The 23,364-nt window shown below is 63.8% G+C and carries 21 protein-coding genes and 1 pseudogene; 16 read left to right on the forward strand and 6 right to left on the reverse strand.

Annotated elements, in window-relative coordinates:
* Positions 1–249 (forward strand): annotated as a pseudogene (locus M727_RS42580) (integrase); the annotation flags it as partial.
* A 131-nt stretch (positions 250–380) separates the two neighbouring features.
* Here M727_RS42580 and M727_RS0129955 read toward each other — a convergent pair.
* From M727_RS0129955 to M727_RS0129965, 3 genes are all read right to left on the reverse strand, one after another.
* Positions 381–1,760 carry an aspartate aminotransferase family protein gene (locus M727_RS0129955; RefSeq protein ID WP_027155675.1) on the reverse strand — a complete coding sequence of 460 codons (1,380 nt, stop codon included), beginning with the start codon at positions 1,758–1,760 and terminating at the stop codon, positions 381–383.
* 162 nt (positions 1,761–1,922) lie between these two features.
* Positions 1,923–3,416 (reverse strand): NAD-dependent succinate-semialdehyde dehydrogenase, encoded by a 1,494-nt coding sequence (locus tag M727_RS0129960; protein WP_027155676.1) that lies wholly within the window; start codon positions 3,414–3,416, stop codon positions 1,923–1,925.
* A 303-nt stretch (positions 3,417–3,719) separates the two neighbouring features.
* The gene (locus M727_RS0129965) at positions 3,720–4,202 is read right to left on the reverse strand and encodes an Lrp/AsnC family transcriptional regulator (RefSeq protein ID WP_027155677.1); all 483 of its coding nucleotides are present in this window, start codon (positions 4,200–4,202) and stop codon (positions 3,720–3,722) included.
* Between the two features lie 90 nt (positions 4,203–4,292).
* On the opposite strand from M727_RS0129965, the gene M727_RS0129970 reads away from it, so the two are divergent.
* The 10 genes from M727_RS0129970 (at position 4,293) to doeB (ending at position 14,105) form a co-directional block, all read left to right on the forward strand.
* Complete coding sequence (locus tag M727_RS0129970) at positions 4,293–5,678, forward strand: PLP-dependent aminotransferase family protein (RefSeq protein ID WP_027155678.1); 1,386 nt, start codon at positions 4,293–4,295, stop codon at positions 5,676–5,678.
* A 122-nt stretch (positions 5,679–5,800) separates the two neighbouring features.
* On the forward strand, positions 5,801–6,586 hold the full coding sequence (ehuA, locus tag M727_RS0129980; RefSeq protein ID WP_023797847.1) for an ectoine/hydroxyectoine ABC transporter ATP-binding protein EhuA: 786 nt from the start codon (positions 5,801–5,803) through the stop codon (positions 6,584–6,586).
* 95 nt (positions 6,587–6,681) lie between these two features.
* Positions 6,682–7,533: an ectoine/hydroxyectoine ABC transporter substrate-binding protein EhuB gene (gene ehuB, locus M727_RS0129985; RefSeq protein ID WP_023797848.1), complete on the forward strand. Its 852-nt coding sequence runs from the start codon at positions 6,682–6,684 to the stop codon at positions 7,531–7,533.
* A 170-nt stretch (positions 7,534–7,703) separates the two neighbouring features.
* On the forward strand, positions 7,704–8,363 hold the full coding sequence (gene ehuC, locus M727_RS0129990; protein ID WP_023797849.1) for an ectoine/hydroxyectoine ABC transporter permease subunit EhuC: 660 nt from the start codon (positions 7,704–7,706) through the stop codon (positions 8,361–8,363).
* Between the two features lie 16 nt (positions 8,364–8,379).
* The gene (gene ehuD, locus M727_RS0129995) at positions 8,380–9,039 is read left to right on the forward strand and encodes an ectoine/hydroxyectoine ABC transporter permease subunit EhuD (protein ID WP_027155679.1); all 660 of its coding nucleotides are present in this window, start codon (positions 8,380–8,382) and stop codon (positions 9,037–9,039) included.
* A 34-nt stretch (positions 9,040–9,073) separates the two neighbouring features.
* Positions 9,074–9,853, forward strand: coding sequence for an ectoine utilization protein EutA (gene eutA / locus M727_RS0130000; RefSeq protein ID WP_027155680.1), 780 nt, complete (start codon positions 9,074–9,076; stop codon positions 9,851–9,853).
* Between the two features lie 43 nt (positions 9,854–9,896).
* The gene (gene eutB / locus M727_RS0130005; protein WP_036263973.1) at positions 9,897–10,880 is read left to right on the forward strand and encodes a hydroxyectoine utilization dehydratase EutB; all 984 of its coding nucleotides are present in this window, start codon (positions 9,897–9,899) and stop codon (positions 10,878–10,880) included.
* Positions 10,877–11,869, forward strand: coding sequence for an ectoine utilization protein EutC (gene eutC / locus M727_RS0130010; protein WP_027155682.1), 993 nt, complete (start codon positions 10,877–10,879; stop codon positions 11,867–11,869). Before eutB ends, eutC begins: the two co-directional genes overlap by 4 nt.
* Before the next feature lie 38 nt (positions 11,870–11,907).
* Positions 11,908–13,098: an ectoine hydrolase DoeA gene (gene doeA, locus M727_RS0130015; RefSeq protein ID WP_027155683.1), complete on the forward strand. Its 1,191-nt coding sequence runs from the start codon at positions 11,908–11,910 to the stop codon at positions 13,096–13,098.
* Positions 13,099–13,103: 5 nt separating this feature from the next.
* Positions 13,104–14,105 carry a N(2)-acetyl-L-2,4-diaminobutanoate deacetylase DoeB gene (gene doeB / locus M727_RS0130020; protein WP_027155684.1) on the forward strand — a complete coding sequence of 334 codons (1,002 nt, stop codon included), beginning with the start codon at positions 13,104–13,106 and terminating at the stop codon, positions 14,103–14,105.
* Between the two features lie 32 nt (positions 14,106–14,137).
* On the opposite strand, the gene M727_RS0130025 is transcribed toward doeB, so the two are convergent.
* Complete coding sequence (locus M727_RS0130025) at positions 14,138–14,806, reverse strand: phytochelatin synthase family protein (RefSeq protein ID WP_027155685.1); 669 nt, start codon at positions 14,804–14,806, stop codon at positions 14,138–14,140.
* An 887-nt stretch (positions 14,807–15,693) separates the two neighbouring features.
* Here M727_RS0130025 and M727_RS0130035 point away from each other — a divergent pair.
* Genes M727_RS0130035 through M727_RS0130045 form a run of 3 tightly spaced genes read left to right on the forward strand, consistent with a single transcriptional unit; the run spans position 15,694 to position 18,757 of the window.
* A complete protein-coding gene (locus tag M727_RS0130035) occupies positions 15,694–16,761 on the forward strand; it encodes a type III polyketide synthase (RefSeq protein WP_027155686.1) in 1,068 nt (355 codons plus the stop codon).
* Positions 16,758–17,471 (forward strand): methyltransferase domain-containing protein, encoded by a 714-nt coding sequence (locus tag M727_RS0130040; RefSeq protein WP_027155687.1) that lies wholly within the window; start codon positions 16,758–16,760, stop codon positions 17,469–17,471. Before M727_RS0130035 ends, M727_RS0130040 begins: the two co-directional genes overlap by 4 nt.
* Positions 17,468–18,757 (forward strand): NAD(P)/FAD-dependent oxidoreductase, encoded by a 1,290-nt coding sequence (locus M727_RS0130045; protein WP_027155688.1) that lies wholly within the window; start codon positions 17,468–17,470, stop codon positions 18,755–18,757. The genes M727_RS0130040 and M727_RS0130045 overlap by 4 nt, the downstream gene beginning before the upstream one ends.
* Before the next feature lie 46 nt (positions 18,758–18,803).
* On the opposite strand, the gene M727_RS40845 is transcribed toward M727_RS0130045, so the two are convergent.
* Together M727_RS40845 and M727_RS0130055 are read right to left on the reverse strand one after the other, a co-directional pair.
* Entirely contained in the window at positions 18,804–19,097 is a 294-nt protein-coding gene (locus M727_RS40845) for a hypothetical protein (RefSeq protein WP_084646968.1), read from the reverse strand.
* 342 nt (positions 19,098–19,439) lie between these two features.
* Positions 19,440–19,703, reverse strand: coding sequence for a hypothetical protein (locus M727_RS0130055; protein ID WP_027155689.1), 264 nt, complete (start codon positions 19,701–19,703; stop codon positions 19,440–19,442).
* A 271-nt stretch (positions 19,704–19,974) separates the two neighbouring features.
* On the opposite strand from M727_RS0130055, the gene M727_RS0130060 reads away from it, so the two are divergent.
* Positions 19,975–21,414 (forward strand): FAD-binding oxidoreductase, encoded by a 1,440-nt coding sequence (locus M727_RS0130060; protein ID WP_027155690.1) that lies wholly within the window; start codon positions 19,975–19,977, stop codon positions 21,412–21,414.
* 434 nt (positions 21,415–21,848) lie between these two features.
* The gene (locus tag M727_RS0130065; RefSeq protein WP_027155691.1) at positions 21,849–23,357 is read left to right on the forward strand and encodes a tlde1 domain-containing protein; all 1,509 of its coding nucleotides are present in this window, start codon (positions 21,849–21,851) and stop codon (positions 23,355–23,357) included.
* The last annotated feature ends 7 nt before the right edge of the window (positions 23,358–23,364 follow it).

The following is a 23,364-nucleotide window of genomic DNA, read 5'->3' on the forward strand; positions in this document are numbered from 1 at the left end:
GAGGCGGCGGTGCGCAGCGTGCGCCACAATGGCGAGATCAGATGGAACGGTGGTTTCGTCTACGTTTCCAAGGCGCTGGCCGGCGAAGCGGTCGCCGCCACCGAAACCGAGGATGGTCAATGGGCGCTCAGCTTCCATGCCCACCCGCTCGGCATCCTCGACACCAGGCGCATGAAGCTTGTCCGCCGCAGCGCCGCGCCAATCAAACCGCATGGCGCTGCGGCGGACACGACAGGGGGAAAACTGTAACCCATGTATCCGGTTCAAAGTGTTACCCATCTATCAACTGGACAGCCAGCGCTGGAGCTTGTCCCTTCTCCTCGTCGTTCACGGAGAGAAGGTGCCGGCAGGCGGATGAGGGGCGGCACCAAGGTCGATAATTAGATGCTGGCAAACACGCCCTTCACCGCATCCGCTGTCTTGGAGACGACGATGTCCGCCTCTTCGCGGGTGAGGCACAGCGGCGGCGCGAAGCCGAGAATGTCGCCTTGCGGCATGGCGCGGCCGATGACGCCACGCTCGGCAAGCGCGGTCGCGACCTGCGGCCCGATTTTTTGCGCGGCATCGAAGAACACGCGGTCGTCCCGGTCGGCGACGAATTCGATTGCCGCCAGCATGCCGTCGCCGCGCACCTCGCCGACATTCTTGTGGCCGCCGACGGCTTTCGCCAGTTCGGCGCGGAAGTAGGCGCCGGTCTCGCCGGCGTTGGTCACCAGGTCCATCTCGTCGATCAGTTCCAGGTTGGCGACACCGGCGGCGACGCAGATCGGATGCGCCGAATAGGTCCAGCCATGGCCTATGCTGCCGAGTTTGTCGGAACCCTGGACCAGCACCTGCCAGACCTTGTCCGAGACGATGACGCCCGACAGCGGCGCATAGGCCGAGGTCAGGCCCTTGGCGATGGTGATCAGGTCGGGCTTGATGCCGTAATGGTCGGAGCCGAACATGGTGCCCAGCCGGCCGAAGCCGGTGACCACTTCGTCGGCGACCAGCAGCACGTCGTATTTGTTCAGAACCGCCTGGATCTTTTCCCAGTACAGAGCGGGCGGCGGCACGATGCCGCCGGTGCCGAGGATCGGCTCGCCGATGAAGGCGGCGACCGTGTCCGGGCCCTCGGCCAGGATCATCTCTTCCAGCTTGTCGGCGCAGTGTTGGGAAAACTGTTCTTCGCTCATCGAGCGGTCGGCGCGGCGGAAATAGTAGGGCGCCTCGGTGTGCAGGATCGGCGCACGCGGCAGGTCGAAGGCGTTGTGGAACAGGTCGAGCCCGGTCAGCGATCCGGTCATGACACCAGAGCCGTGATAGCCGCGCCAGCGCGAGATGATCTTCTTCTTCTCGGGACGGCCGAGCACGTTGTTGCAGTACCAGATCAGCTTGATGTTGGTTTCGTTGGCGTCGGAGCCGGAGAGGCCGAAATAGACCCTCGACATGCCTTGCGGGGCGCGGTCGATGATCATCTTGGAAAGCGTGATCGAGGCCTCGGTGCCGTGGCCGACATAGGCGTGGTAATAGGCAAGGTTCCTGGCCTGGGCGGCGATGGCGTCTGATATCTTCTGGCGGCCATAGCCGACATTGACGCAATAGAGCCCGGCGAAGGCATCGATGCTCTTGCGGCCGTTATTGTCCCAGATGGTGACGCCTTCGCCGCCGGCGATGACGCGGGTCGGCGATTCACCCCGCGCATGCGTGCCCATGTGGGTCGAGGGATGGAAGAAGTGGTCGCGATCCCAGGCGGCGAGTTCGTTGGACTGGTCGAGCATTTTTTTGACTCCTTAGAGAAAGATGGTCCCGACGCGGCCTAAGGTGTGTCGAGATTCAGGTCAGGCCGAGAACCGGAGCGGAGCGTACTTTTTCGTACGCGGGCACCGGAAGCGCAGGACGCCGCCATTTGCAGACCGGCATCACCTGAATGTCGATACAGCTTACGCCACGTCCAGGCAGAGATATCTGAGATCGGTAAAGGCTTCGAGCCCGTGGCGCGAGCCCTCGCGGCCGATGCCGGACTGTTTGACGCCGCCGAACGGAATCGGCGCGCCGGTGATCTTGACGCGGTTGATGGCGACCATACCGTAGTCGAGTGCACGGCCGATGCGCAATTGGCGGCCGCCGTTCTCGGTGACGACATAGGCGACGAGCCCGTATTCGGTGGCGTTGGCGCGGGCGATGACCTCGCCCTCGCTGTCGAAGGGCGTCACCGCGGCGACCGGACCAAAAGTTTCCTCGCGCATGATCAGCGCATCGTCGGTGACATCGGCGAGCAGGGTCGGCCGGTAGAACAGCGGTCCGGCCGGATGTCTGCCGCCGCCGGTGAGGCAGCGCGCGCCATGGGCGAGCGCATCGGCGACCTGCTCCTCGACCTTCTTGACGCCGCGCTCGTGCATCAACGGCCCGATGTCGATGTCATCGGCCAGGCCATTGCCGGTCCGCAGCGCCTCGATGCGCCTGGCGAAAGCGGCGCAGAAACGATCGTAGATCGGACGCTGGACATAGATGCGGTTGGCGGCGAGGCAATCCTGGCCGGAAGTGGCGAATTTGGCGTCGACGGCGATGGTCACCGCATTGTCGAGATCGGCGTCGGCAAAGACGATCAGCGGCGCATGGCCGCCAAGCTCCATGACCAGCCGCTTCATCGTCGGCGCGCTTTGCGCGGCGATCAGCCTGCCGATCTCGGTCGAGCCGGTGAAGCTCATGGCGCGGACGCGCGGATCTTCGCACATCCGCCCAACGATGGTCGAAGCCTTGCCGGTGAGTACGTTGAAGACGCCAGCCGGCAGGCCGGCGCGTTCGCCGAGCTCGGCCAGCGCCAGTGCCGACAGCGGCGTTTCCGAAGAAGGATGCGCGACGATGGTGCAGCCGGCGGCAAGCGCGGCCGCTGCCTTGCGGGTCAGCATGGCCGCAGGAAAATTCCATGGCGTGACGACGCCGACGACGCCGAGCGGTTCGCGCCGCACCATCATCTCGGCGTTTGGCAAATGGCTGGTGACGCTTTCGGCGTTGAGGCGCTTTGCCTCTTCGGCATACCACTCGACGAAGGAGGCGGCGTAGTCGATCTCGCCAAGCGATTCCTTGAGAGGCTTGCCCTGTTCGAGCGTCATCAACAGCGCCAGATCGTCCTTGGCGGCGATGATCAGATCGAACCATTTTCGCAGGATTCTTGCGCGTTCCTGTGGGAGAGCCGCGCGCCAGGCGGGAAAGGCGCGCGACGCCGCGTCGATCGCCTTGCTCGTCTGCCTGGCATCGAGCGCGGCAACCCAGGCAACGGTGGCGCCTGTAGCAGGGTCGGTCACCCCAAAACTCTCGGCGGCTTCACTCGCCGTCCAGTGGCCGTCGACATAGGCGAGTTGGCGCAGCAGCCGGCGGTCGGCGAGCCGGTCAAGCGCTTCGTGGCGTTGTGGGCGGGCAAAATGCGCGGACATGTTCGAGGTCTCCCGGTTTCGGAGTGCGGAGAGACTATGCGCGCGGCGCAGACAGAGAGGCTGTTTCGGAGCGCACGCGTAGAGAGATTGTCTCTATTGGACCGAAACACAGGACAGTCTCTCCGAGGCTGTAGCAAACAGCGGAGATTGGCTGAACCTCCTCCAACTTCGTCATCCCCGGGCGAAGCAGGAGCGAAGCTCCGTCGCGAAGACCCTGGGATCCATTCCGTGACCTTCGCCGAGGAATGCAGCGGAGCAGAATTCCGCATCGTCGCGGCGACCTGATGTCAGTTTCCCCAGACCTCACGACGGCGCCGGCAACAGATCCGCCACCGGCAAGGCGACCTCCTCCTTCACCGTCTTGGTGACGATGTAGGTGAAGTAGCGGTCGATGCCGATCTCGCGTTCGAGCAGGGCGTCGACGAGCCGCTGGTAGGCGTCGATGTCGCGCGCCATCACTTTCAGCAGATAGTCGACGCCGCCGCCCACCGACCAGCAGGCGACGATTTCGGGGACGTCACGGATGACGCGCTCGAAACGGTCGAAATCGGCCTGGCGGTGGCTGGCCAGCGTCACCTCCATCAGGACGGTGGCGACCGGCGCGACGGCGCGCATTGCAACCCTGGCGTGATAGCCGGAGACGATGCCGGCCTTTTCCAGCTTGCGCAACCGCATCCAGCACGGCGTCGGCGACAGGCCGACCTTGTCGGCGAGCGCCAGCTTGGTGATGCGCCCGTCGCGCTGAACCGCGTCGAGGATTTTGAGGTCGATCTGATCCAGTTTCAGTGCGGCCATGAGCGTCCACTTTTTTCTGCGACACCATGACGGCGCATTATTTCGATTGTCAATTGCACTGATTTCGATCTCTAATATGTCATGACATTGTGGCGTCCAGATCCCGCGCTCATCCGGCGGCCGGCCTATCAATCGCTCGCCGACCAGTTCGCGCGCGCCATTCATGACGGGCGGCTGGCCAACGGCGCGCGGCTGCCGACGCATCGCCGGCTGGCCGACGAATTGAAGCTTTCGGTGCAGACAGTCAGCCGCGCCTATGAGGAACTGATCCGCCGGGGCCTGATCTCCGGCGAGATCGGCCGCGGCAGCTTCGTGCAGACGCAGCGCCGCGAGCCGGAGCCGCCCTATCTGCCGGAACGCCTTGGCGAGGTCATCGACCTGTCGATCCTGAAGCCGGTCTGCGAGCCGATGCATCTGGAGCGGCTGAAGCAGGCGCTGGGTTGGCTCGCCGAGAACCTGCCGTCGACCTCGGCGCTGTCGTTCCGGCCGAACATGGTGTTCCCGCGTCACCGTGCAGTGGCGGTCGAATGGCTGCGGCTGTGCGGTCTCGACGTGTCGGCGCAGAATGTCAGCCTGACCAACGGCGCCACGGCCGGCATGACGGTGGCGCTGATGAGCGTGGCGCCGCCGGGTTCGACCGTCGCCACCGAGGCGATCGGCCATCACACGCTGATCCCGCTGGCGCGCTATCTCGGCTTCAACCTCGAGGGCCTGCCGATCGACGACAACGGCCTGATCCCGGAGGCGCTCGACGAGGCGTGCCGGCTTTCCGACATCCGCGCCGTGTTCGTGCAGCCCTCGGTGATCAATCCGACTGCAACATTGATGAATGCCGCGCGGCGCGAGCAGATCGCTGCTGTGGCGCGCCGGCACGACATCGCCATCATCGAGAACGACGTGCTCGGGCCGCTGGTCGAGGACCGTCCGCCGCCGGTCGCCGCCTTCGCGCCCGAGCGCACGCTCTACGTCACCTCCTTCACCAAGATTGTGCTGCCAGGCCTGCGCATCGGTTATTTGGCGGCGCCCGACCGCTATGTCGCTGCCGTCGCCAACCGGCATCTCGTCTCCAACTGGATGGCGACGCCGATGGTGGCGGAGATTGCGACAAAATGGGTGACCGACGGCACGGCGATGGAACTCGTCCGCTGGCAGCGGTCGGCGCTGCGGCGGCGGCAGGAGATTGCCACCCAGGTGCTTGCCGGGGTCGACTACCGCGTCCATCGCGACGGACTGCATCTGTGGCTGCAACTGCCCGGCGACCGCGCCGAGGAGGGCTTAGTCTCACAGGCCCGCCTGCAGGGCGTGGCGATCGCCCCAGGCACATCGTTCCGCATCTCGGCGGCGCCCTGGCAGCCGGCAGTGCGCATCTCGCTGGGCTCGACAACCGAGGGGGAACTGCGCGCCGGCCTCAGCGTTGTCACCAAACTTCTGCTCGGCGACCCGGAGCATCTGCTGCTGGCGATCTAGGCAGACATTGCCGCGAAATTCTGCGGAGCCAGAAACATTGTCATGAGTTTATTTTCCTGATTGACATGATTTGGCGTGTTCCGCATCGTTAAGGCACAGCTTCTCCAGCACGGGGAAATTCCTTGTCCGCGCCCATCATCAAGATCGACGCCATTTCGAAGAGCTTCGGCACCTTCAAGGTGCTGGACGGACTGTCGATGCAAGTCATGCCGCGCGAGAAGCTGGCGCTGATCGGCCCATCCGGCTCCGGCAAGACGACGATCCTGCGCATCCTGATGACGCTGGAGAGGATCGACAGCGGCCACATCCAGATCGACGGCGAGCAGCTTTACCACATGGAGCGCAACGGCCAGTTGCTGCCCGCCGACGAACGGCATCTGGCAAGAATGCGCCAGAAGATCGGCATGGTCTTCCAGCTGTTCAACCTGTTTCCACACAAGAGCGTCATCGACAACGTCACGCTGGCGCCGATCCTGACCAAGGGAATGCCGCGCGCCGCCGCCGAAAAACGGGCGATGGAACTGCTCGACATGGTCGGCATGGCCGACAAGGCGAAAGCGATGCCGGCGCAGCTTTCCGGCGGCCAGAAGCAGCGCGTTGCCATCGCTCGCGCCCTGGCGCTGCAGCCCAGGATCATGCTGTTCGACGAGGTGACATCGGCGCTCGATCCGGAACTGGTCGAGGAGGTGCTGAACGTGTTGTGGCGGCTGTGCTCGGAGACCGACATGACCATGCTGCTGGTCACCCACGAAATGGGTTTTGCCCATGATTTCGCCGACCGGGTTCTGTTCTTCGACCGCGGCAAGATCGTCGAGGAAGGCAAGCCGGACGAGATTTTCCGCAACCCCAAGCAGGAGCGTACGCAAGCTTTCCTGAAGAAGATCATCGCGGCCGGACATCGCGTCTGACTGCCATGCCCCGGGGCGGCAACGCCGTCCTCCCAGGGCGGCGAAGCCGTCCCATAGAACGACCAAACCAAAAGAGAAACAAGGAGTTGGGAACAATGAAGAAACTTGGCATTTTGGCCGGCGTCGCCGGTGTTGCACTGACCGCAATCCTGGCCGCTTCGACCGCGGGATCGGCCGACGACAGCAAGCTCGAAGAGCTCAAGGCACAGGGCTTCGCCCGTGTCGCCATCGCCAACGAGCCGCCCTATACGGCGGTTGCTGCCGACGGCAAGGTCTCGGGTGCGGCGCCCGATGTGGCCCGTGAAATCTTCAAGCGTCTTGGTGTCAACGACATCGTCGCCTCGATCTCGGAATATGGCGCGATGATCCCCGGCCTGCAGGCCGGCCGTTTCGACGTCGTCACCGCCGGCCTGTTCATGAAACCGGAGCGCTGCGCTGCGGTCGCTTATTCGGAGCCGGTGCTGTGCGACGCCGAGGCAATGCTGGTCAAGAAGGGCAACCCGAAGGGCTTCAAGAGCTATGAGGATGTCGCCAAGGATGCCACCGCAACGATCGGGGCGCCGGGCGGCGGCACCGAGGAGAAGCTGGCGCTCACTGCCGGCGTCCCGCGTGACCGCGTCATCGTCGTGCCGGATGGCCAGAGCGGCCTGAAGATGCTGCAGGACGGCCGCATCGACGCCTATTCCCTGCCGGTGCTGTCGATCAACGATCTGGTCAAGAAGGCCAACGATCCGAACCTTGAAGTCGTCGCCCCGGTGGTCGGCGCGCCGGTCTATTGCGACGGCGCGGCGTTCAAGAAGGGCGATGAGGCGCTGCGCGACGCCTATGACGTCGAATTGGCCAAGCTGAAGGAGTCCGGCGAATTCGCCAAGATCATTGAGCCCTACGGTTTTTCGGCCGCGGCGGCGATGTCGACGAGCCGCGACAAGCTCTGCTCGGCGAAGTAAAAAGTTGCCCCTCACCCTTACCCTCCCCTGTGAAGAACGGGGAGAGGGGGCGCCAACGTTGGAGCTTCACCCTTCTCCCCGTCCCTATACGGGGAGAAGGTGCCGGGCAGGCGGATGAGGGGCAGCGCCGACCTTCTGTAATAATCGCCAAGCGGAGAAATGCTTAGTTCATGACCCAATGGTCCGGCTATTTCGGCCTGATATTGCAGGGAGCGCTTGTTACCATCGAGCTGACGCTGATGGGGTCGGTGCTTGCCCTGATCATGGCCTTTCTCGCCGGGCTGGGGCGGCTGTCGCGTTTTTTCGCAATTCGGGCGCTGGCCACCGCCTATATCGAATTCTTCCGCGGCACCTCGATCTTCGTGCAGCTGTTCTGGGCCTATTTCGTGCTGCCGTTCATCGGCATTTCGCTGACGCCGCTGCAGGCCGGCGTGCTGGCGCTTGGCCTCAATGTCGGCGCCTACGGCGCGGAGGTGGTGCGCGGCGCCATCCAGTCGATCGGCCGCGAACAGTACGAGGCCTGCACCGCGGTCAATCTCGGCCGCTGGCAAGCCATGCGCCATGTCATCCTGCCGCAGGCGCTGCTGGTGATGCTGCCGACCTTCGGCAATAACGCCATCGAATTGCTCAAGGCCACCGCCGTGGTTTCGCTGATCTCGCTCACCGACCTGACTTTCCAGGCCCAGGTCGTGCGCTCGCAGACCGGCAACACGCTGGTGCCGTTCACCACCATTCTCGTCATCTATTTCGGCCTTGCGCTGATCATTTCGTGGGGGGTGCGTTCGCTGGAACGCCGCATGGCGCGCGGCCTCGACGGGGTGCGCGTCTGATGGATCGGGCCTCGTAATGGAATGGGATTGGAATTTCGTCTGGGAGATCATGCCGACCCTGATCGAGGGCGTGAAGATCACCATCCTGGCGACGCTGCTCGGCTCGGTTCTGGCAGCGATGGTCGGCTTGGCTATCGCGCTGGCGCGGCGCTCGCCGAACAAGGGCTTGTCGCGCAGCGTCGGCTTCCTTGCCGAGTTCATCCGCGGCACGCCGCTCTTGGTGCAGCTCTATTTCATCTTCTACGTGCTGCCGGACATCGGTATCCTGCTGCCGCCGCTGGTGGCGGGCGTCATCGGCCTCGGGCTGCATTACGGCACCTACACGGCCGAGGTCTATCGCGCCGGCATCGACAATGTGCCGCGCGGCCAGTGGGAAGCCGCCAAGGCCTGCAATCTCAACGCCAGGCAGACCTGGACCCACATCATCATGCCGCAGGCTATCCCGCCGATGATCCCGGCGCTTGCCAACTATTTTATCGCCATGTTCAAGGAGACGCCGCTGCTTTCGGCGATCACCGTGCTGGAACTGATGAACCAGGCCAAGAGCGTCGCCAACACCTATTACCGCTATGTCGAGCCGATGACCTTGGTCGGCGCCTTCTTCCTCGTCATCAGCCTGTTCTCGGTCGTGCTGCTGCGCTGGCTGGAACGCCGCTACGGGCGCATTGAAAAATGACAGTTCCTTCGACCAAACCGTTGGCAAGGAGCGCATGGTGACCGCTCCAGTCGACATCCGCTTGCACTCGACACGGCCGGCGCTCGACGCGCGTCCGCTGGAAAAGCGCGTCGGCCTGATTATCCTTGCCACCGACCATACGACCGAACCGGATTTTCGTCGCAGGGTGGCAAGCGACCGGATCGGCGTCTATGTCGCGCGCATTCCCTACGCCAATCCGACGACGCCGGACAATTTGCGCAAGATGCAGCCGTCGCTGACGGCGGGCGCTGCGCTCATCCTGCCCGATGAGCCGCTCGACGCGGTCTGCTATTCCTGCACCTCGGCCTCAGTCGTCATCGGCGATGCCGAGATCGAGGCGGCGGTGCAGGCGGCCAAGCCCGGCGTACCCGTGGTTACGCCGCCGATGGCAGGGGTGCGCGGCTTGAAAGCGCTGGGCGCCAGGACGATCAGTATTCTCACTCCTTATACTGTCGAGACCAGCCGGCCGATGGCCGCCTATTTCGCGGCGCACGGGTTCGAGATCGCCAGCTTCACCTGTCTCGGCTTCGACGACGACCGCGAGATGGCGCGGATTGCACCGGCCACGCTGGTCGATCTGGCAGCCAAGACGACCGACGCGCAAGCGGACGCACTGTTCGTCTCCTGCACGGCGCTGCGGGCAGCACTTGCCGTCGTCGGCATGGAGGAGGCGATCGGCCGCCCGGTCGTCACCAGCAATCAGGCAACGGCCTGGAACTGCCTGCGGCTTTGCGGCGACGAGGAGCGGCGCGCCGAATTCGGCCGTCTGATGACCCTGCCGTTGAGACAATGAGGCGATGTCCGGCATGAGCGAGCACCCCCCTCTGGCAACAGGCATGTCTGTAACCCTTCAGGATATCCGCGCCGCCCGCGATCGCATGGCCGGCAAGGTCGAGCGCACGCCGACCGTGTCTTCCGCGAGTCTTTCCGGGCACTTGGGCGCGCCTGTTTATCTCAAGCTCGAACATCGGCAGACGACCGGCAGCTTCAAGCTGCGTGGCGCCTCGAACGCCATCGCTTCGTTGAGCGCCGAGGAGAAGGCGCGCGGCGTGGTCGCCGCCTCGACCGGCAATCACGGCCGGGCGCTGGCTCATGCGGCAAAGCTCGAAGGCATGCGTGCGACGATCTGCATGTCACGACTGGTGCCGCAGAATAAGCTCGACGAAATCCGCCGGCTCGGCGCCGAGATCCGCATCGTCGGCAACAGCCAGGACGATGCGCAGCAAGAGGTCGACCGGCTGGTCGCGGAAGACGGCCTGATCATGCTGCCGCCCTTCGACCATCCCGATATCATCGCCGGGCAAGGCACGCTCGGGCTGGAAATCATCGAGCAGGTTGCGGACGCCGCCCTGGTGCTGGTGCCGCTTTCCGGCGGCGGGCTGGCGGCTGGTGTCGCCGCTGCCGTGAAGGGCGTCAGCCCCGGCACGAAGGTCATCGGCGTTTCGATGGCGCGGGGCGCGGCGATGAAGGCAAGCCTCGATGCCGGACATCCGGTTTTGGTCGAGGAACTGCCGACGCTGGCGGACTCGCTCGGCGGCGGCGTCGGCCTCGACAACCGGCTGACCTTCTCGATGTGCCGCGACCTGCTCGACGATGTTATCCTGCTCAGCGAGGACGAGATCGCCGCCGGCATCCGCCATGCCTATGATCAGGAGCGCGAGATCGTCGAAGGCGCCGGCGCGGTTTGCATCGCCGCCGTGCTTGCCGGCAAGGTCGGGGCGAGCGGCCCCACTGTGCTCATTGTGTCGGGCCGCAACATCGACATGACGCTGCACCGGAAAGTCGTTTGTGGCGAAGCATTTGAGGAGAGCGCCGCATGAGCCGGATGACGATACTCACCGAAGCCGAACTGCGCGCGATCGTGAAGCTCGATCTCGACGCCGTCGCCTGCGTCGAAAATGCGTTCCGCGCGCTTGCCACCTTGCCGGTGGCGATGCCGCCGATCCTGCGGCTCGACATTCCCGAGCATCGCGGCGAGGTCGACGTCAAAACCGCCTATGTGCCTGGCATCGACGGTTTTGCCATCAAGATCAGTCCCGGCTTCTTCGACAATCCGAAGCTCGGCCTGCCCAGCGTCAACGGCATGATGGTGCTGCTGTCGTCAAAAACCGGGCTGGTCGAGGCTCTGCTGCTCGACAACGGTTATTTGACCGATGTCCGCACCGCGGCGGCCGGAGCGGTCGCGGCGAAACATCTTTCGCGAACCGACTCCTCTGTCGCCGCGATCTTCGGCGCCGGTGTCCAGGCTGGACTGCAGCTCGAGGCGCTTATGCTGGTGCGGCCGATCGCCGAAGCGCGGATCTGGGCGAGAGATGCCGCTAAGGCCGAAGCCTCGGCGGATGCATTGCGCGAAAAACTGGGCATCGTCGTGCGCGCCGAACCCGACGCGGCAAAGGCGGCGGCCGGCGCCGACATCATCGTCACCACGACGCCGTCGACCGAACCGCTGATCAAGGCCGGCTTCGTCTCGGCCGGCCAGCACATCACCGCGATGGGCTCGGACGCCGAGCACAAGAACGAGATCGCGCCGGCGATCCTGCGCATGGCCGATCTCTATGTCGCCGACAGCGCCAAGCAGACGCGGCTGCTGGGCGAATTGCATCATGCCATCGCGACGGGGGTGATGGCAGCCGATGCCGAGATTACCGAGCTCGGCCAGATCATCGCCGGCGAAAGACATGGCCGGCGCTCGGGCAGCGACATCACCATCGCCGACCTCACCGGCACCGGCGTGCAGGACACGGCGATCGCCACGCTCGCCCGCGACCGTGCCCGGGCGGCCAAGACGGGTACGATTTTCGAAAGCTGATGCCGGCCGCAAGGCCCAACAAACGAGGACCAAGAACAATGCAACCCAATTTGAAATTCTCGCGCGGCGAATATGCGGAGCGCCTCGCCAAGACCCGGAAGGCCATGGAAGCCAAGGGCGTCGATCTGCTTGTTGTCAGCGATCCGTCCAATATGGCCTGGCTGACCGGCTATGACGGCTGGTCGTTCTACGTGCACCAGGCCGTCATCGTGCCGCCGTCGGGCGAACCGGTGTGGTACGGGCGCGGCCAGGACGCCAACGGCGCCAAGCGCACCGCCTATCTCGCGCACGACAACATCGTCGGCTATGCCGACCATTATGTGCAGTCGACCGAACGCCACCCGATGGATTTTCTGTCGCAGGTGCTGGCCGATCGTGGCTGGGGCAAGCTCAGCATCGGTGTCGAGATGGACAATTACTGGTTCTCGGCCGCTGCCTTCGCATCGCTGCAGAAACATCTGCCCAATGCCCGCTTCGTCGACGCTACGGCACTCGTAAACTGGCAGCGCGCGGTGAAGAGCCCGACCGAAATCGATTACATGCGCAAGGCCGCCCGCATCGTCGAAGCGATGCACCAGCGCATCGTCGACAAGATCGAAGTCGGCATGCGCAAATGCGACCTGGTCGCCGAGATCTATGATGCCGGCACGCGCGGCGTCGATGGGCCAGAGGGAAAGATTGGCGGCGATTATCCGGCGATCGTGCCGCTGCTGCCGTCGGGCGCCGATGCGTCGGCGCCGCATCTGACCTGGGACGACCGGCCGATGAAATCGGGCGAGGGCACCTTCTTCGAGATCGCCGGCTGCTACAACCGCTACCATTGCCCGCTTTCGCGGACTGTGTTCCTCGGCAAGCCGACGCAGGAATTCCTCGATGCCGAAAAGGCGACACTGGAAGGCATGGAGGCGGGGTTGGCCGCGGCGAAGCCCGGCAATACATGCGAAGACATCGCCAATGCCTTCTTCGCGGTGCTGAAGAGATACGGCATCGTCAAGGACAACCGCACCGGCTATCCGATCGGGCTTTCCTATCCGCCGGACTGGGGCGAGCGCACGATGAGCCTGCGCCCCGGCGACCGCACCGAGCTGAAGCCCGGCATGACCTTCCATTTCATGACCGGCCTGTGGCTGGAGACGATGGGGCTGGAGATCACCGAGTCCATCCTGATCACCGAGACCGGCGTCAACTGCCTGGCCAATGTGCCGCGTAAGCTGGTGGTAAAGAATTGAGCCCGATGTCCAGCCTTCGTCCATCGCCGATCACGCCGACCGTCGATTTCGACCGCGACGGCGTACAGCACGGCTTCCTGCGGCTGCCTTACAGCCGTGACGATTCGGCTTGGGGATCGGTGATGATCCCGATCTGCGTGATCCGCAACGGCAGCGGGCCAAGCGCATTGCTCACCGGCGGCAATCATGGCGACGAATATGAGGGGCCGCTGGCGCTCTACGATCTCGCCCGCACGCTCGATCCCGAGCAAGTCAGCGGCACGGTCATCATCGTGCCGGCAATGAACTATCCGGCGTTCCGCGCCGGCACCCGCACCTCGCCGATCGACAAGGGCAATTTGAACCGCAGCTTTCCCGGCAGGCCTGACGGCACGGTGACCGAGAAGATCGCCGATTATTTTCAACGTGAGTTGCTCCCCCGCGCAGACATCGCGCTCGACTTCCACTCCGGCGGCAAGACGCTCGACTTCGTGCCGTTCTGCGCCGCCCATATCCGGCCCGACAAGGAGTTGGAGGCGAAGGGGTTCGCCGCGGTCGAAGCGTTCTCGGCGCCGTGGTCGATGAAGATGCTGGAGATTGATGCGGTCGGCATGTTCGACACTGCCGCCGAAGAGATGGGCAAGCTGTTCATCACCACAGAGCTTGGCGGCGGTGGGACTGCCCGCGCAGAGACGGTGCGGATCGCCCGTCGTGGCGTGCTCAATGTGCTGCGCCATGCCGGCATTGTCGCCGGAGCGGTGGAGATGCAGCCGACCCGCTGGCTCGACATGCCGTCGGGCGATTGCTTCTCGTTCGCCGAGGACGACGGGATGATCGAAACGATGATCGATCTCGGCGAGCCTGTCGAGGAGGGCCAGGTCTTGGCGCGCATCCATTCCACCGGCCGCACCGGTGCCGCACCTCAGGAGATCAGGGCAAGGATGTCGGGTCTATTGGCTGCCCGCCATTTCCCCGGACTGGTCAAGGCGGGCGACTGCACCGCAGTGGTCGCCGTGCTGGTCGATTGAAGGCAAGGCAATCGACACTGCTTGCGACAATGCTACTCGATCAGCAGCAAGCCGCGCTTCTTGTCGCCATCGCTATCGATTGTGTCCATGGCTGAGAACAGGCGCTCACGCTCGACCAGCCAAGGCTTGTAGTCCTCGTTTACATCGAGGACGAAGACCATGTCCTCGGCCTCCAGATATCCTCCGACCGGGGAAAAATGGCCAGCGCCGGCGCCGAAAATCTTCTCACGGGTGAAGTTGACGATGTAACGGCGGCCGGGATCGTTGGCGCGCTTCATGTGCTCGCGAAATGCATCGGCGCTCAGATCCCGAAGCACGGAGACTTTCCGCTTGGTGTTCGTTCGAGCGACCTCGGCAAGCTCGTCCAGCGTGAGCCCGATGATGCAAAAGCCGGTCCAGCACTTTCCGGTTCCAGCGAGGACTTCGGCTTCGGTTGTCTCCTCCTCGCCGATGGAGCGGAATGTGTTGGCGACACTTGCCGGGCCACACCTTGATCCGTTTGATTGCCATGTGACGTCGGCATTGAACGTGGCAGCCACGGGCAGCTTCCAGGCGCTGTCGATCAATTCAGCGGTGCGGGTAACCGACGACTGGATCGCGTCTTGTGAAACTCTGGACTGGCCGGCAATCAAAAGTGCGGCGCCGCCCAGCACGCCGACGACGGCGATCACAATCACACCGAAAGCGAGACTGCGCTTCATTGCTGAATCTCGGAGCAGGCAGCAACAGGAGAATGAAGAAAAGGCACAGCAACGTCAATCGGCGCCGCACCAGGCCAGTCGCGATCTGGTCCGGCAGCAACTGAAGCCGGCCGCTTGCCAAGCGGGCTGCCACCGCTCATCGCCGTGAGCGCTGCGTCTGGGAGAGTATGGATCGGGCAGGGAACTTCGCCGGTGAAAGAGCGGGGTCGTTTCGCTTGCGCCAACAGCTGCTGCGCCTGCAAACCTCAGGCTTCCAGAGACGACCCAAATTACGACTTGCTCGGCGTAGGCGTCGCTAAAGGCGAACCTAACGAAGGCCAAGGAAGCTGAGTATCGCAATTACGATAACGACGGCCCCGACCAGCCAGATGATATTGTTCATGACAGCTCTCCTTCTCTTTGCCGCGAGCCTGTGGCGGCTCGCGCTAATTATGGCGAACGCCCTCACGGCGTTCTCGTTCCAAACTGAGCCTAAGCCGCCAATTGCTCTTTGGACCGGAGGCCCGCGCCTCTGGAGGAGCGCGAGCCGACCGGGATCCCGGTCCAGCAGCCAACATCCGGGAGATATTCGCTGTCACCCTACAATCGTTAGTATGCGCTAATGTTCCATCGCTCAGAAAAATACCGCGCCTACCGAGGGCCGGAAGCGATGGCGCCTCGGCCCGAAGCGCGGGCACTTCTGTGGACTCCTCGGTAATGGTGCCTATGTTCCTAATGCCGGCGAACCGCAGCATCGCCTGGCAACAGCAAAGGTGGGATGAAATCAGTTCTCAGAAACGTTCATCAGCAACACTCAATGTCTGCTGCCCGACACCTGGTGCCGATGACCAAACAACCTCCGGCGGTGGTCCAAAAAAATGCCGAGCGCGACGCCGAGGAGAGCGAATATGCCGGCCAAAGCGTATATTAACCGGATCGCGACAGCGGTGCCGGAGCACGAGGTTCATCAATTCTATCTGCGTTTCGCCGCCTCCATGCTTGCGGCCGATCGCCGAAGAATTTTCGAACGCATGGTTGACGTTGCCGGCATCGAGCACCGCTATTCCTGCTTTGCACCTGCCGGCGACCCCGAAGGACCATCAGCAGATCTGGCCGGGAAGTTCATCCGGGGCGCCTTTCCTGGAACGGCCGAGAGAATGGCAATGTTCTGTCATGCCGCACCTGTTCTGGCGCAAAAAGGCGTCGACGGATTGGAGCTTGGTGGCGGCGCTTCCCGCATCACCCATCTCATCGTTACCACCTGCACCGGTTTTTCAGCGCCGGGCATCGACCTGGAACTGGTTGCGCGATGCGGCCTGCCGGACAGGGTCGAACGCACGATGATCGGTTTCATGGGCTGCTACGCGGCGATCAACGGCCTCAAGCTTGCCCGCCACATCGTCCGTTCCGACCCGCAGGCCAGGGTCCTGCTGGTCAATATCGAACTCTGCACGATGCATCTGCGGGAAACCAGCGAACTGGAAAAGCTGCTGTCGTTCTGCCTCTGGGGCGATGGCTGTGCGGCTGCGCTCGTCACCGCCGAGGCGCACGGCATCGAGCTCGAAAGCTTTTACGGCATCGTGGCGGGTGAGCGGCGGGATCTGATGAGCTGGAGCATTAGTGACCACGGCTTCGAAATGGTTCTTTCCGGCCAGGTCCCGGCAGCAATCCATGAAGCGTTGCGGAGCAATCACGACGCCATCCTCGGCGGTCGGCCGACCGAGGCGATCGACCTCTGGGCCGTGCACCCGGGGGGACGTTCGGTGCTCGACGCCGTCGAACGGGCCCTGGAACTCGCACCCCCTGCGCTGGAGCCATCGCGCGAGGTGTTGCGCCGATATGGAAACATGTCGTCCGCGACCGTCATGTTCGTGATGAAAGAGATGTTGAAGGTGCCACCAGGCATGCTCGGCTGCGGCATGTCGTTCGGACCCGGGCTGGCGGCCGAAACCATGCTTTTCCGAACGGCGTCATGAGCAGCCTTGAGCACCGCCAGCTTGCGCCGGAAATCCTCGACGGACTTGCGGCCGACGATCCGCGAGCGCTTGCGGCGCGGCGCGACCTCCGTCGCATCAACGCGCTGATGTTTCAGGCCAGGATCATGGCATCGCTGCTCAGGAAATTTGTCCCAGGGCCGCCGCGCCGGATTCTGGAGATCGGCGCCGGCGACGGCTCCTTCATGCTGGCGTTGGCGCGGCGCATGGCGGGGCATTGGCCTGGGGTCGAACTGGTAATGCTCGACCGCGTCGACCTCATCACCGCGCAATTGCGTGGTGATTTCGCCAGGCTGGGATGGACGGTCGAAGGCGTCACCGCCGATGTCTTCGATTGGGCGAGAAAGAATGAGGGTACGCGGTTCGACGCGATCACCGTCAATCTGTTTCTGCATCATTTCGACGATGGCAAGATCGTGCGTCTGTTTTCGCTGATGGCGCCGAAGGCACCACTGCTGTTGGCGACAGAGCCGTTGCGGACCAAACTGGCATTGGCCGCGACCCGTCTTCTCCCGGCGATCGGCGCCAATGACGTCACACGAAACGACGCGGCTCAGAGCGTGCGTGCCGGCTTTCGCGGCAACGAGCTTTCCGGTCTCTGGCTCGCGGCAAACGGCAAAGCGGTCGAGGAACGGCGCGCCGGCCTTTTTTCCCACATTTTCGTCGGCACCAGCGCCGGTCATGACCTATGACTCGATTGTCGACCCATGACGCGATCGTCATAGGCGCCGGCCCGGCGGGCACGTCCGTCGCGCTGACGCTGGCCCGGCGCGGATGGGCCGTGGCTATTGTGGAAAAGAGCGTGTTCCCGCGCCGCAAGGTCTGCGGCGAATATATATCGGCAAGCAATCTTGCGCTTCTGGACCAGCTGGAGATCGGCGAAGCGTGGCGTGCCAATGCCGGCCCCGAAATCCGCCGCGTCGGCTTGTTTTCCGGCGAGACCTGCGCCGAGGCGGCAATGCCTCCTGCAAAAGACGGGCCTCCTGCAAAAGACTGGCCTCCTGCAAAAGATGGGCCTCCCGCAAAAGATGGGCCTCCTGCAAAGGATGGGCGCCGCGAGAAAAAAGATGGTTTCGGCCGGGCGCTTGGCCGGGATGTTTTCGACTGTCTGCTTTTGCAGGCGGCGCGATCGGCGGGCGTCGAAATCTTTCAGCCTTGCCGCGCCGTCGCCATCGACCCAGATGGCGAGGCGCAATTGGTGGGAATTCAAGCCGGAAACGAAACGACGATGTTGCGCGCGCCGGTGATTGTCGCCGCACACGGCTCCTGGGAGCCAGGACCGCTGCCCAGCCAGCTCGGAAAAACCAACCGCCCTTCGGACCTGTTCGGCTTCAAGGCGCATTTCACCGGGCCGTCCCTGGCGCCTGATTTGATGCCTCTGCTGGTGTTTCCTGGCGGTTATGGCGGCATGGTTTCGGCGGATCATGGCCGGCTGTCGATCTCGTGCTGCATTCGGCGCGATATGCTCGCACGGTTGCGCAAACACCCCAGACACCAGAGCCATTTGTCGGCCGCCGAGGCGGTCTCCCGTCATCTGATGGAATCATGCCGGGGAGTAAGGGATGCGCTAGAGTCTGCTGACGCCGACGGGCCTTGGCTTGCCGCAGGTCCGATCCGGCCGGGAATTCGCTCCTGCTACGAACGCGACATCTTTCGCGTCGGCAATGCGGCCGGAGAGTCTCACCCTGTCGTCGCCGAGGGCATCTCGATGGCGCTTCAGTCCGGCTGGCTGCTGGCCTGCGAACTCTCATGCGCGCCAAGCGGCAGTGCAGGGCGCGAGATGGCCGGCAGACGCTACGAGGCGGCCTGGAAAAGTCTGTTTTCAACACGGCTCTACGCCGCCGCCGCACTTGCCGCGATTGCCGTTAGTCCAGGCAGCGCAACCTGGATGGCGGCGATTGTCCGGAATTTCCCGCAGGCGCTAACCTTAGGCGCGCAACTGAGCGGGAAGACAAAGCCGGTTCCCGGCTTTGTCTGACAGGTGGCGCGGCGCGCCACCGCGGCCTCAGGGGGCCTTGGCTCCATTACTCGGGGCAATCCTCTCTATCCGAAGTTGCAGTGCCACTGGCAGTGTTCTTATCGGCCTCCACTACGTCCTTGCACCGATCACTCATGCCGTCGGCGCCGTCGGTGGTTGAACCGGTTACGTTTGGATCGGCAGGAGTTGCATTATCGGTGCCGGGAGCCATGGTGCCAGTGCCTGTCCCGGTGGCCGCTCCCGGATCGTTGGTGCCGGATCCAGTGCCGTTTGATTGCGCCATCGCCGAAGTGGCAAGGGCAATGCTGAGTGCGGTTGCGGAAAGAAATTTTTTCATCATGGTCGGTCTCCATTAGAGCTGCATCGCTGGTTGCGATGATTATCCAACGAGCGTTTTTTGGAGTTGTTCCGTCAGACAGAAATCGTGATCGAAGGTCGGGCCGAAGGCGATCCAAGCAGCAATGCTGGCGAACCGCGCCATGTTTTTCGGTTTCGATGGAACAACAACCACCGGCAACGGTTGGAAGCGCAGTCGTTCTACTCTAGCGACTGTGACAGCCGATCGCACGGCATTCGGCAAAGGCCCGGCGCTTCCTCCCCGCCGGGCCTTTCTGTCCCTGGAGGAACTTTCACGGAATTTGGCCGAAACCGTGCGGCTGCCACGGTATTGAACTGCTGCCGTTCACGGCTCGTCGATATCCTGCCTCGAGGGGTTGCGCGAGAGGGCGCGTTCCTCTTCGTCGTCCGGCAGCGCCTCGTCGCTGTCCTGGTACGGATTGTCGTCGTCTTCCTCGGGCAGTTCAGCCTCCTTCTCGAGGTCGTAACGGATGTCGCCGTTTCCCGGCACGCTGTCTGGCAGAATCTTACTGCCTTTGATCGCGTCCCAATCCTGCTGTTCGATGGTCGGGCCTTCGGATGGATCGTCGGGTTTTCTGCGCGGTGCCATCAGAGCTCTCCTCTGCACTGGTTGCTCATATGCCTAACTCCGCGGACCGCTGCGTAGTTCCTCCGATCGAACCGACGAGATCGTCCACAGCGATCCAGCACTCATCTCGGCTCGGCCTGCCGGCGGCTTTTTACCTCTAGGAGAGCTGACCGTTGTGCGGGTTGCGCAATGCCGGCCAGCGAGCGATCAGGAACTTGCGCGACTTCTAATATAAAGGCAGACTTGGAAACGGGTGAGGGAAAACGGCTCAAAAACAATCGGGAGGAAAGCCATGGACAGCATGAGCCTCACCACGCTTGATCGCGGCAAGACGACGGTCGATGCCGCGGCCCTGGAGGCGCTTTCGGCACAATTGCGCGGCACCGTGCTGAGGGAAGGCGACGCCGCCTATGACGAGGCACGCAGCATCTGGAACGCCATGATCGACCGGCGGCCCGGGCTGATCGTGCGCTGCGCCGGTGCCGCCGACGTTATCGCCGCCGTCAATTTTGCCAGGGAAAACAGGCTGCTCGTCGCCGTTCGCGGCGGCGGCCACAACATCGCCGGCAGCGCCGTCTGCGACGGCGGCCTGATGATCGATCTGTCGCCGATGAAGTCGGTGCGGGTCGATCCGGCGACGCGGCGGGCATGGGTGGAACCTGGCGCGACGCTCGCCGATGTCGACGCGGAGACACAGGCCTTCAGACTGGCGGTGCCGACCGGCATCAACTCGACCACCGGCATTTCGGGCCTGACGCTGGGCGGCGGCTTCGGCTGGATCACGCGGAAGTTCGGCCTGACGATCGACAATCTTCTCTGCGCTGACGTGGTTACCGCCGAGGGCAAACTGCTGCGCGCCAGCCAGACCGAGAATCCGGATCTGTTCTGGGCGCTGCGCGGTGGCGGCGGCAATTTCGGCATCGTCACGGCTTTCGAGTTCAAGCTCCACAAGGTCGGCCCGCAGGTGCTGTCGGGGCTCGTCGTTCATCCCTTCGCCGATGCCGAAAACGTGTTGCGGGAATACCGAGCGGCGCTCGAAGCAGCGCCCAATGAGCTGACCTGTTGGGTAGTCATGCGGCAGGCGCCGCCGCTGCCGTTCCTGCCGGCCGAATGGCATGGCAAGGAGGTGCTGGTCCTGGCCATGTGCTATTGCGGCGACCTTCAGGAGGGTGAGAAGGCGACACAGAGGCTTCGCGCCATCGGCACACCGATTGCAGACGTGGTCGGTCCCAACCCGTTCACCGGCTGGCAGCAGGGGTTCGATCCGTTGCTGACGCCCGGCGCCCGCAATTATTGGAAGAGCCATGACTTCACCGAGCTTTCCGATACCGCGGTGGAGGTCGTGACGGCGGCGATACCCAGGCTTCCCGGCCCCGAATGCGAGATTTTCATCGGCCATGTCGGCGGTGCGGCGGGCCGGGTGACAGCGGATGCAACGGCGTTTCCGCAACGCAGCGCGCACTACGTCATGAATGTCCACGCCCGCTGGCGCGAACCGGAAATGGACCAGGCCTGCATCGACTGGGCGCGGGGTCTCTATGAAGCAGCCAAGCCCCATGCCGCCGGCACGGCCTATGTGAACTTCATGCCCGCGGACGAGGTCGACAGGGTCGAAGCAGCCTATGGCGGCAACTATCGGCGGCTGTTGGAAATCAAGCAGCGATATGATCCGCTGAACCTGTTCCGCATGAACCAGAATTTGCGGCCGATGGAAGCGCAGCGCGCCGCATAGGCTGCGCAGGCATGACAAGGCCCGCGCCTCCGACGGAGGACGCGGGCCTCGTTTCGGGTCATGCGCTGGCAGGTATCAGCCTTTAGCTGACGCCGCCCAGGCAAGGTCTAATCCTTTCGCTTTGTTGACTCGGCCTGCAAAAACGGGCAGCAAAGCCTGGCATGGAGGGCATTTCCGCTATTTTCATAGTTTTGGAGGGAGCCTTTTTTGACATAGACCTTCGCCTAATCGGCGATCGGTAGAGGGATTGGTTAACCAAGTTTGTCCATCTTTTGATTCAATCGGCAACAGACGTGAAGCGTGCCGGGGGGCACCAGGCGACTGTGATTGTGACGGCTGCGAGCCCGCATGCCGCAAGGCCGATTGAGGTTGGTTGTATGGCGTTGATGCGTTTGAATAACCGGGGTGACAATCCTGATGGTGGATTGCCCTCGATGAGGCCCGGCCTGCGCTGGGTCGCGATTCCCGTTGTTGGCGCTGCGATCGCGCTGTGGTCGGCTGCGACCGTGGCCGGCCTCCATTCGGTGGGAACTTCGCTCACCGCCGCCTCCAACAGTCTTCCGCAAAACCTGCTCGCGCCGCGCTCCATGGCGCTCGCCGATCCCCGACACACACTTGTCAACCCACGGGCCAATTCGTGGGCACCGTCACTGGCAAGCCGGCAGCGTCAGGCGTCGCTGCTCGGCCGATGCAATGCCGACTGCGCGCACGCCGCCGCGAGCTTCGAGCATGAAGGCAAGGTAGCGCGTCTCAAGCCGTTAGCGCGGCCGGATGCTGTGCAGCGTGTCGCCGAAATCTCACCGCAATCGCGCTTCGACAGCGTGGTGGCGAAAGCGGCGCCGTCGCCGCAAAAGATTGCTGCTGCCTTCGCCCGCGCCTCCGGCGGGGCCGCGCCGTTTGCGGTCGTCAGTCTGCCGACGGACCAGCGCTTTGCGGAGCCGGTGCGCCTGGCCGATCAGCATGGTCCCGCGTCCGTGCGCTTCGGGCCCGAGATTGCGGAAATCGACCGATCCTCCCGGCTGGCGCTGGCGCTTGCGAATGCATTGCCGGAAGCGATGATCGACGTGCTGCCGCAGGCGACGACGGCCGATCCTGCTGCCACGCAAGAGGGCGAGGTGCAGATGGCGTCGCTGCCGCCGCAGGACGCAATGCCCGGCAGCGTTCCCTTGCCGACTTGGCGTCCGCAGGCGGAAATCGATCAGTCGGACGAGGCGCCCGAGGTCAAGGCACCCGAGGTTAGGGCACCCAAGGCCAATGCACCCAAGGTCCAGGCATCGAGGGCCGCCAAGGCCCAGTCTCAGCCATCCAAAGCCAACAGGGTGGAGACCGCCGCCGCTCCGCAGATGCCCCGGGCGCCAGCCTTGTCGCCGAGGAGTTCGTCACCGGCGGCGAAACCAAGCATGCAAGAGGACATGCAGGGCAGCCCGGGCATGCAGGGCAGTCGGGGCACGCAACGCAGCCCGGGCAAGCCGGCCAAGCGGTCGAAGGCCGCAGACATGCTGGCCTATGCCAAACCCGACAGCCCGGCGGGCGGCGGCGGGGTCTTCGGCAACCTGTTCACCAAGCCCGGCAGCGGCGTCGCCGTCTACGACATTTCGGCGAAAACCGTCTATATGCCGGACGGCTCGCGGCTCGAGGCGCATTCGGGACTGGGCTCGATGGCCGACCAGGCGCGCTACGCCAATCGCAAGAATGCCGGCCCGACGCCGCCCCACACCTACGATCTGAGGCTGCGCGAATCGCGCTTCCATGGGGTGGAGGCGCTGCGTCTCACTCCTATCGACGGCAAGAACAAATTTGGCCGCGACGGCTTTCTTGCGCACACCTACCTGCTGCGCGGCCGCCGCGGGGAATCGAGCGGCTGCGTCGTCTTCAAGGACTACGCCAGCTTCCTCGCCGCGTTCAAGAAGGGCAAGATCAAACGCCTCGTCGTGCGCGGCTAGCCCGAGC

Origin of the sequence: Mesorhizobium sp. WSM2561, assembly GCF_000513915.1 — a bacterium.
Lineage (GTDB): Bacteria > Pseudomonadota > Alphaproteobacteria > Rhizobiales > Rhizobiaceae > Mesorhizobium > Mesorhizobium muleiense.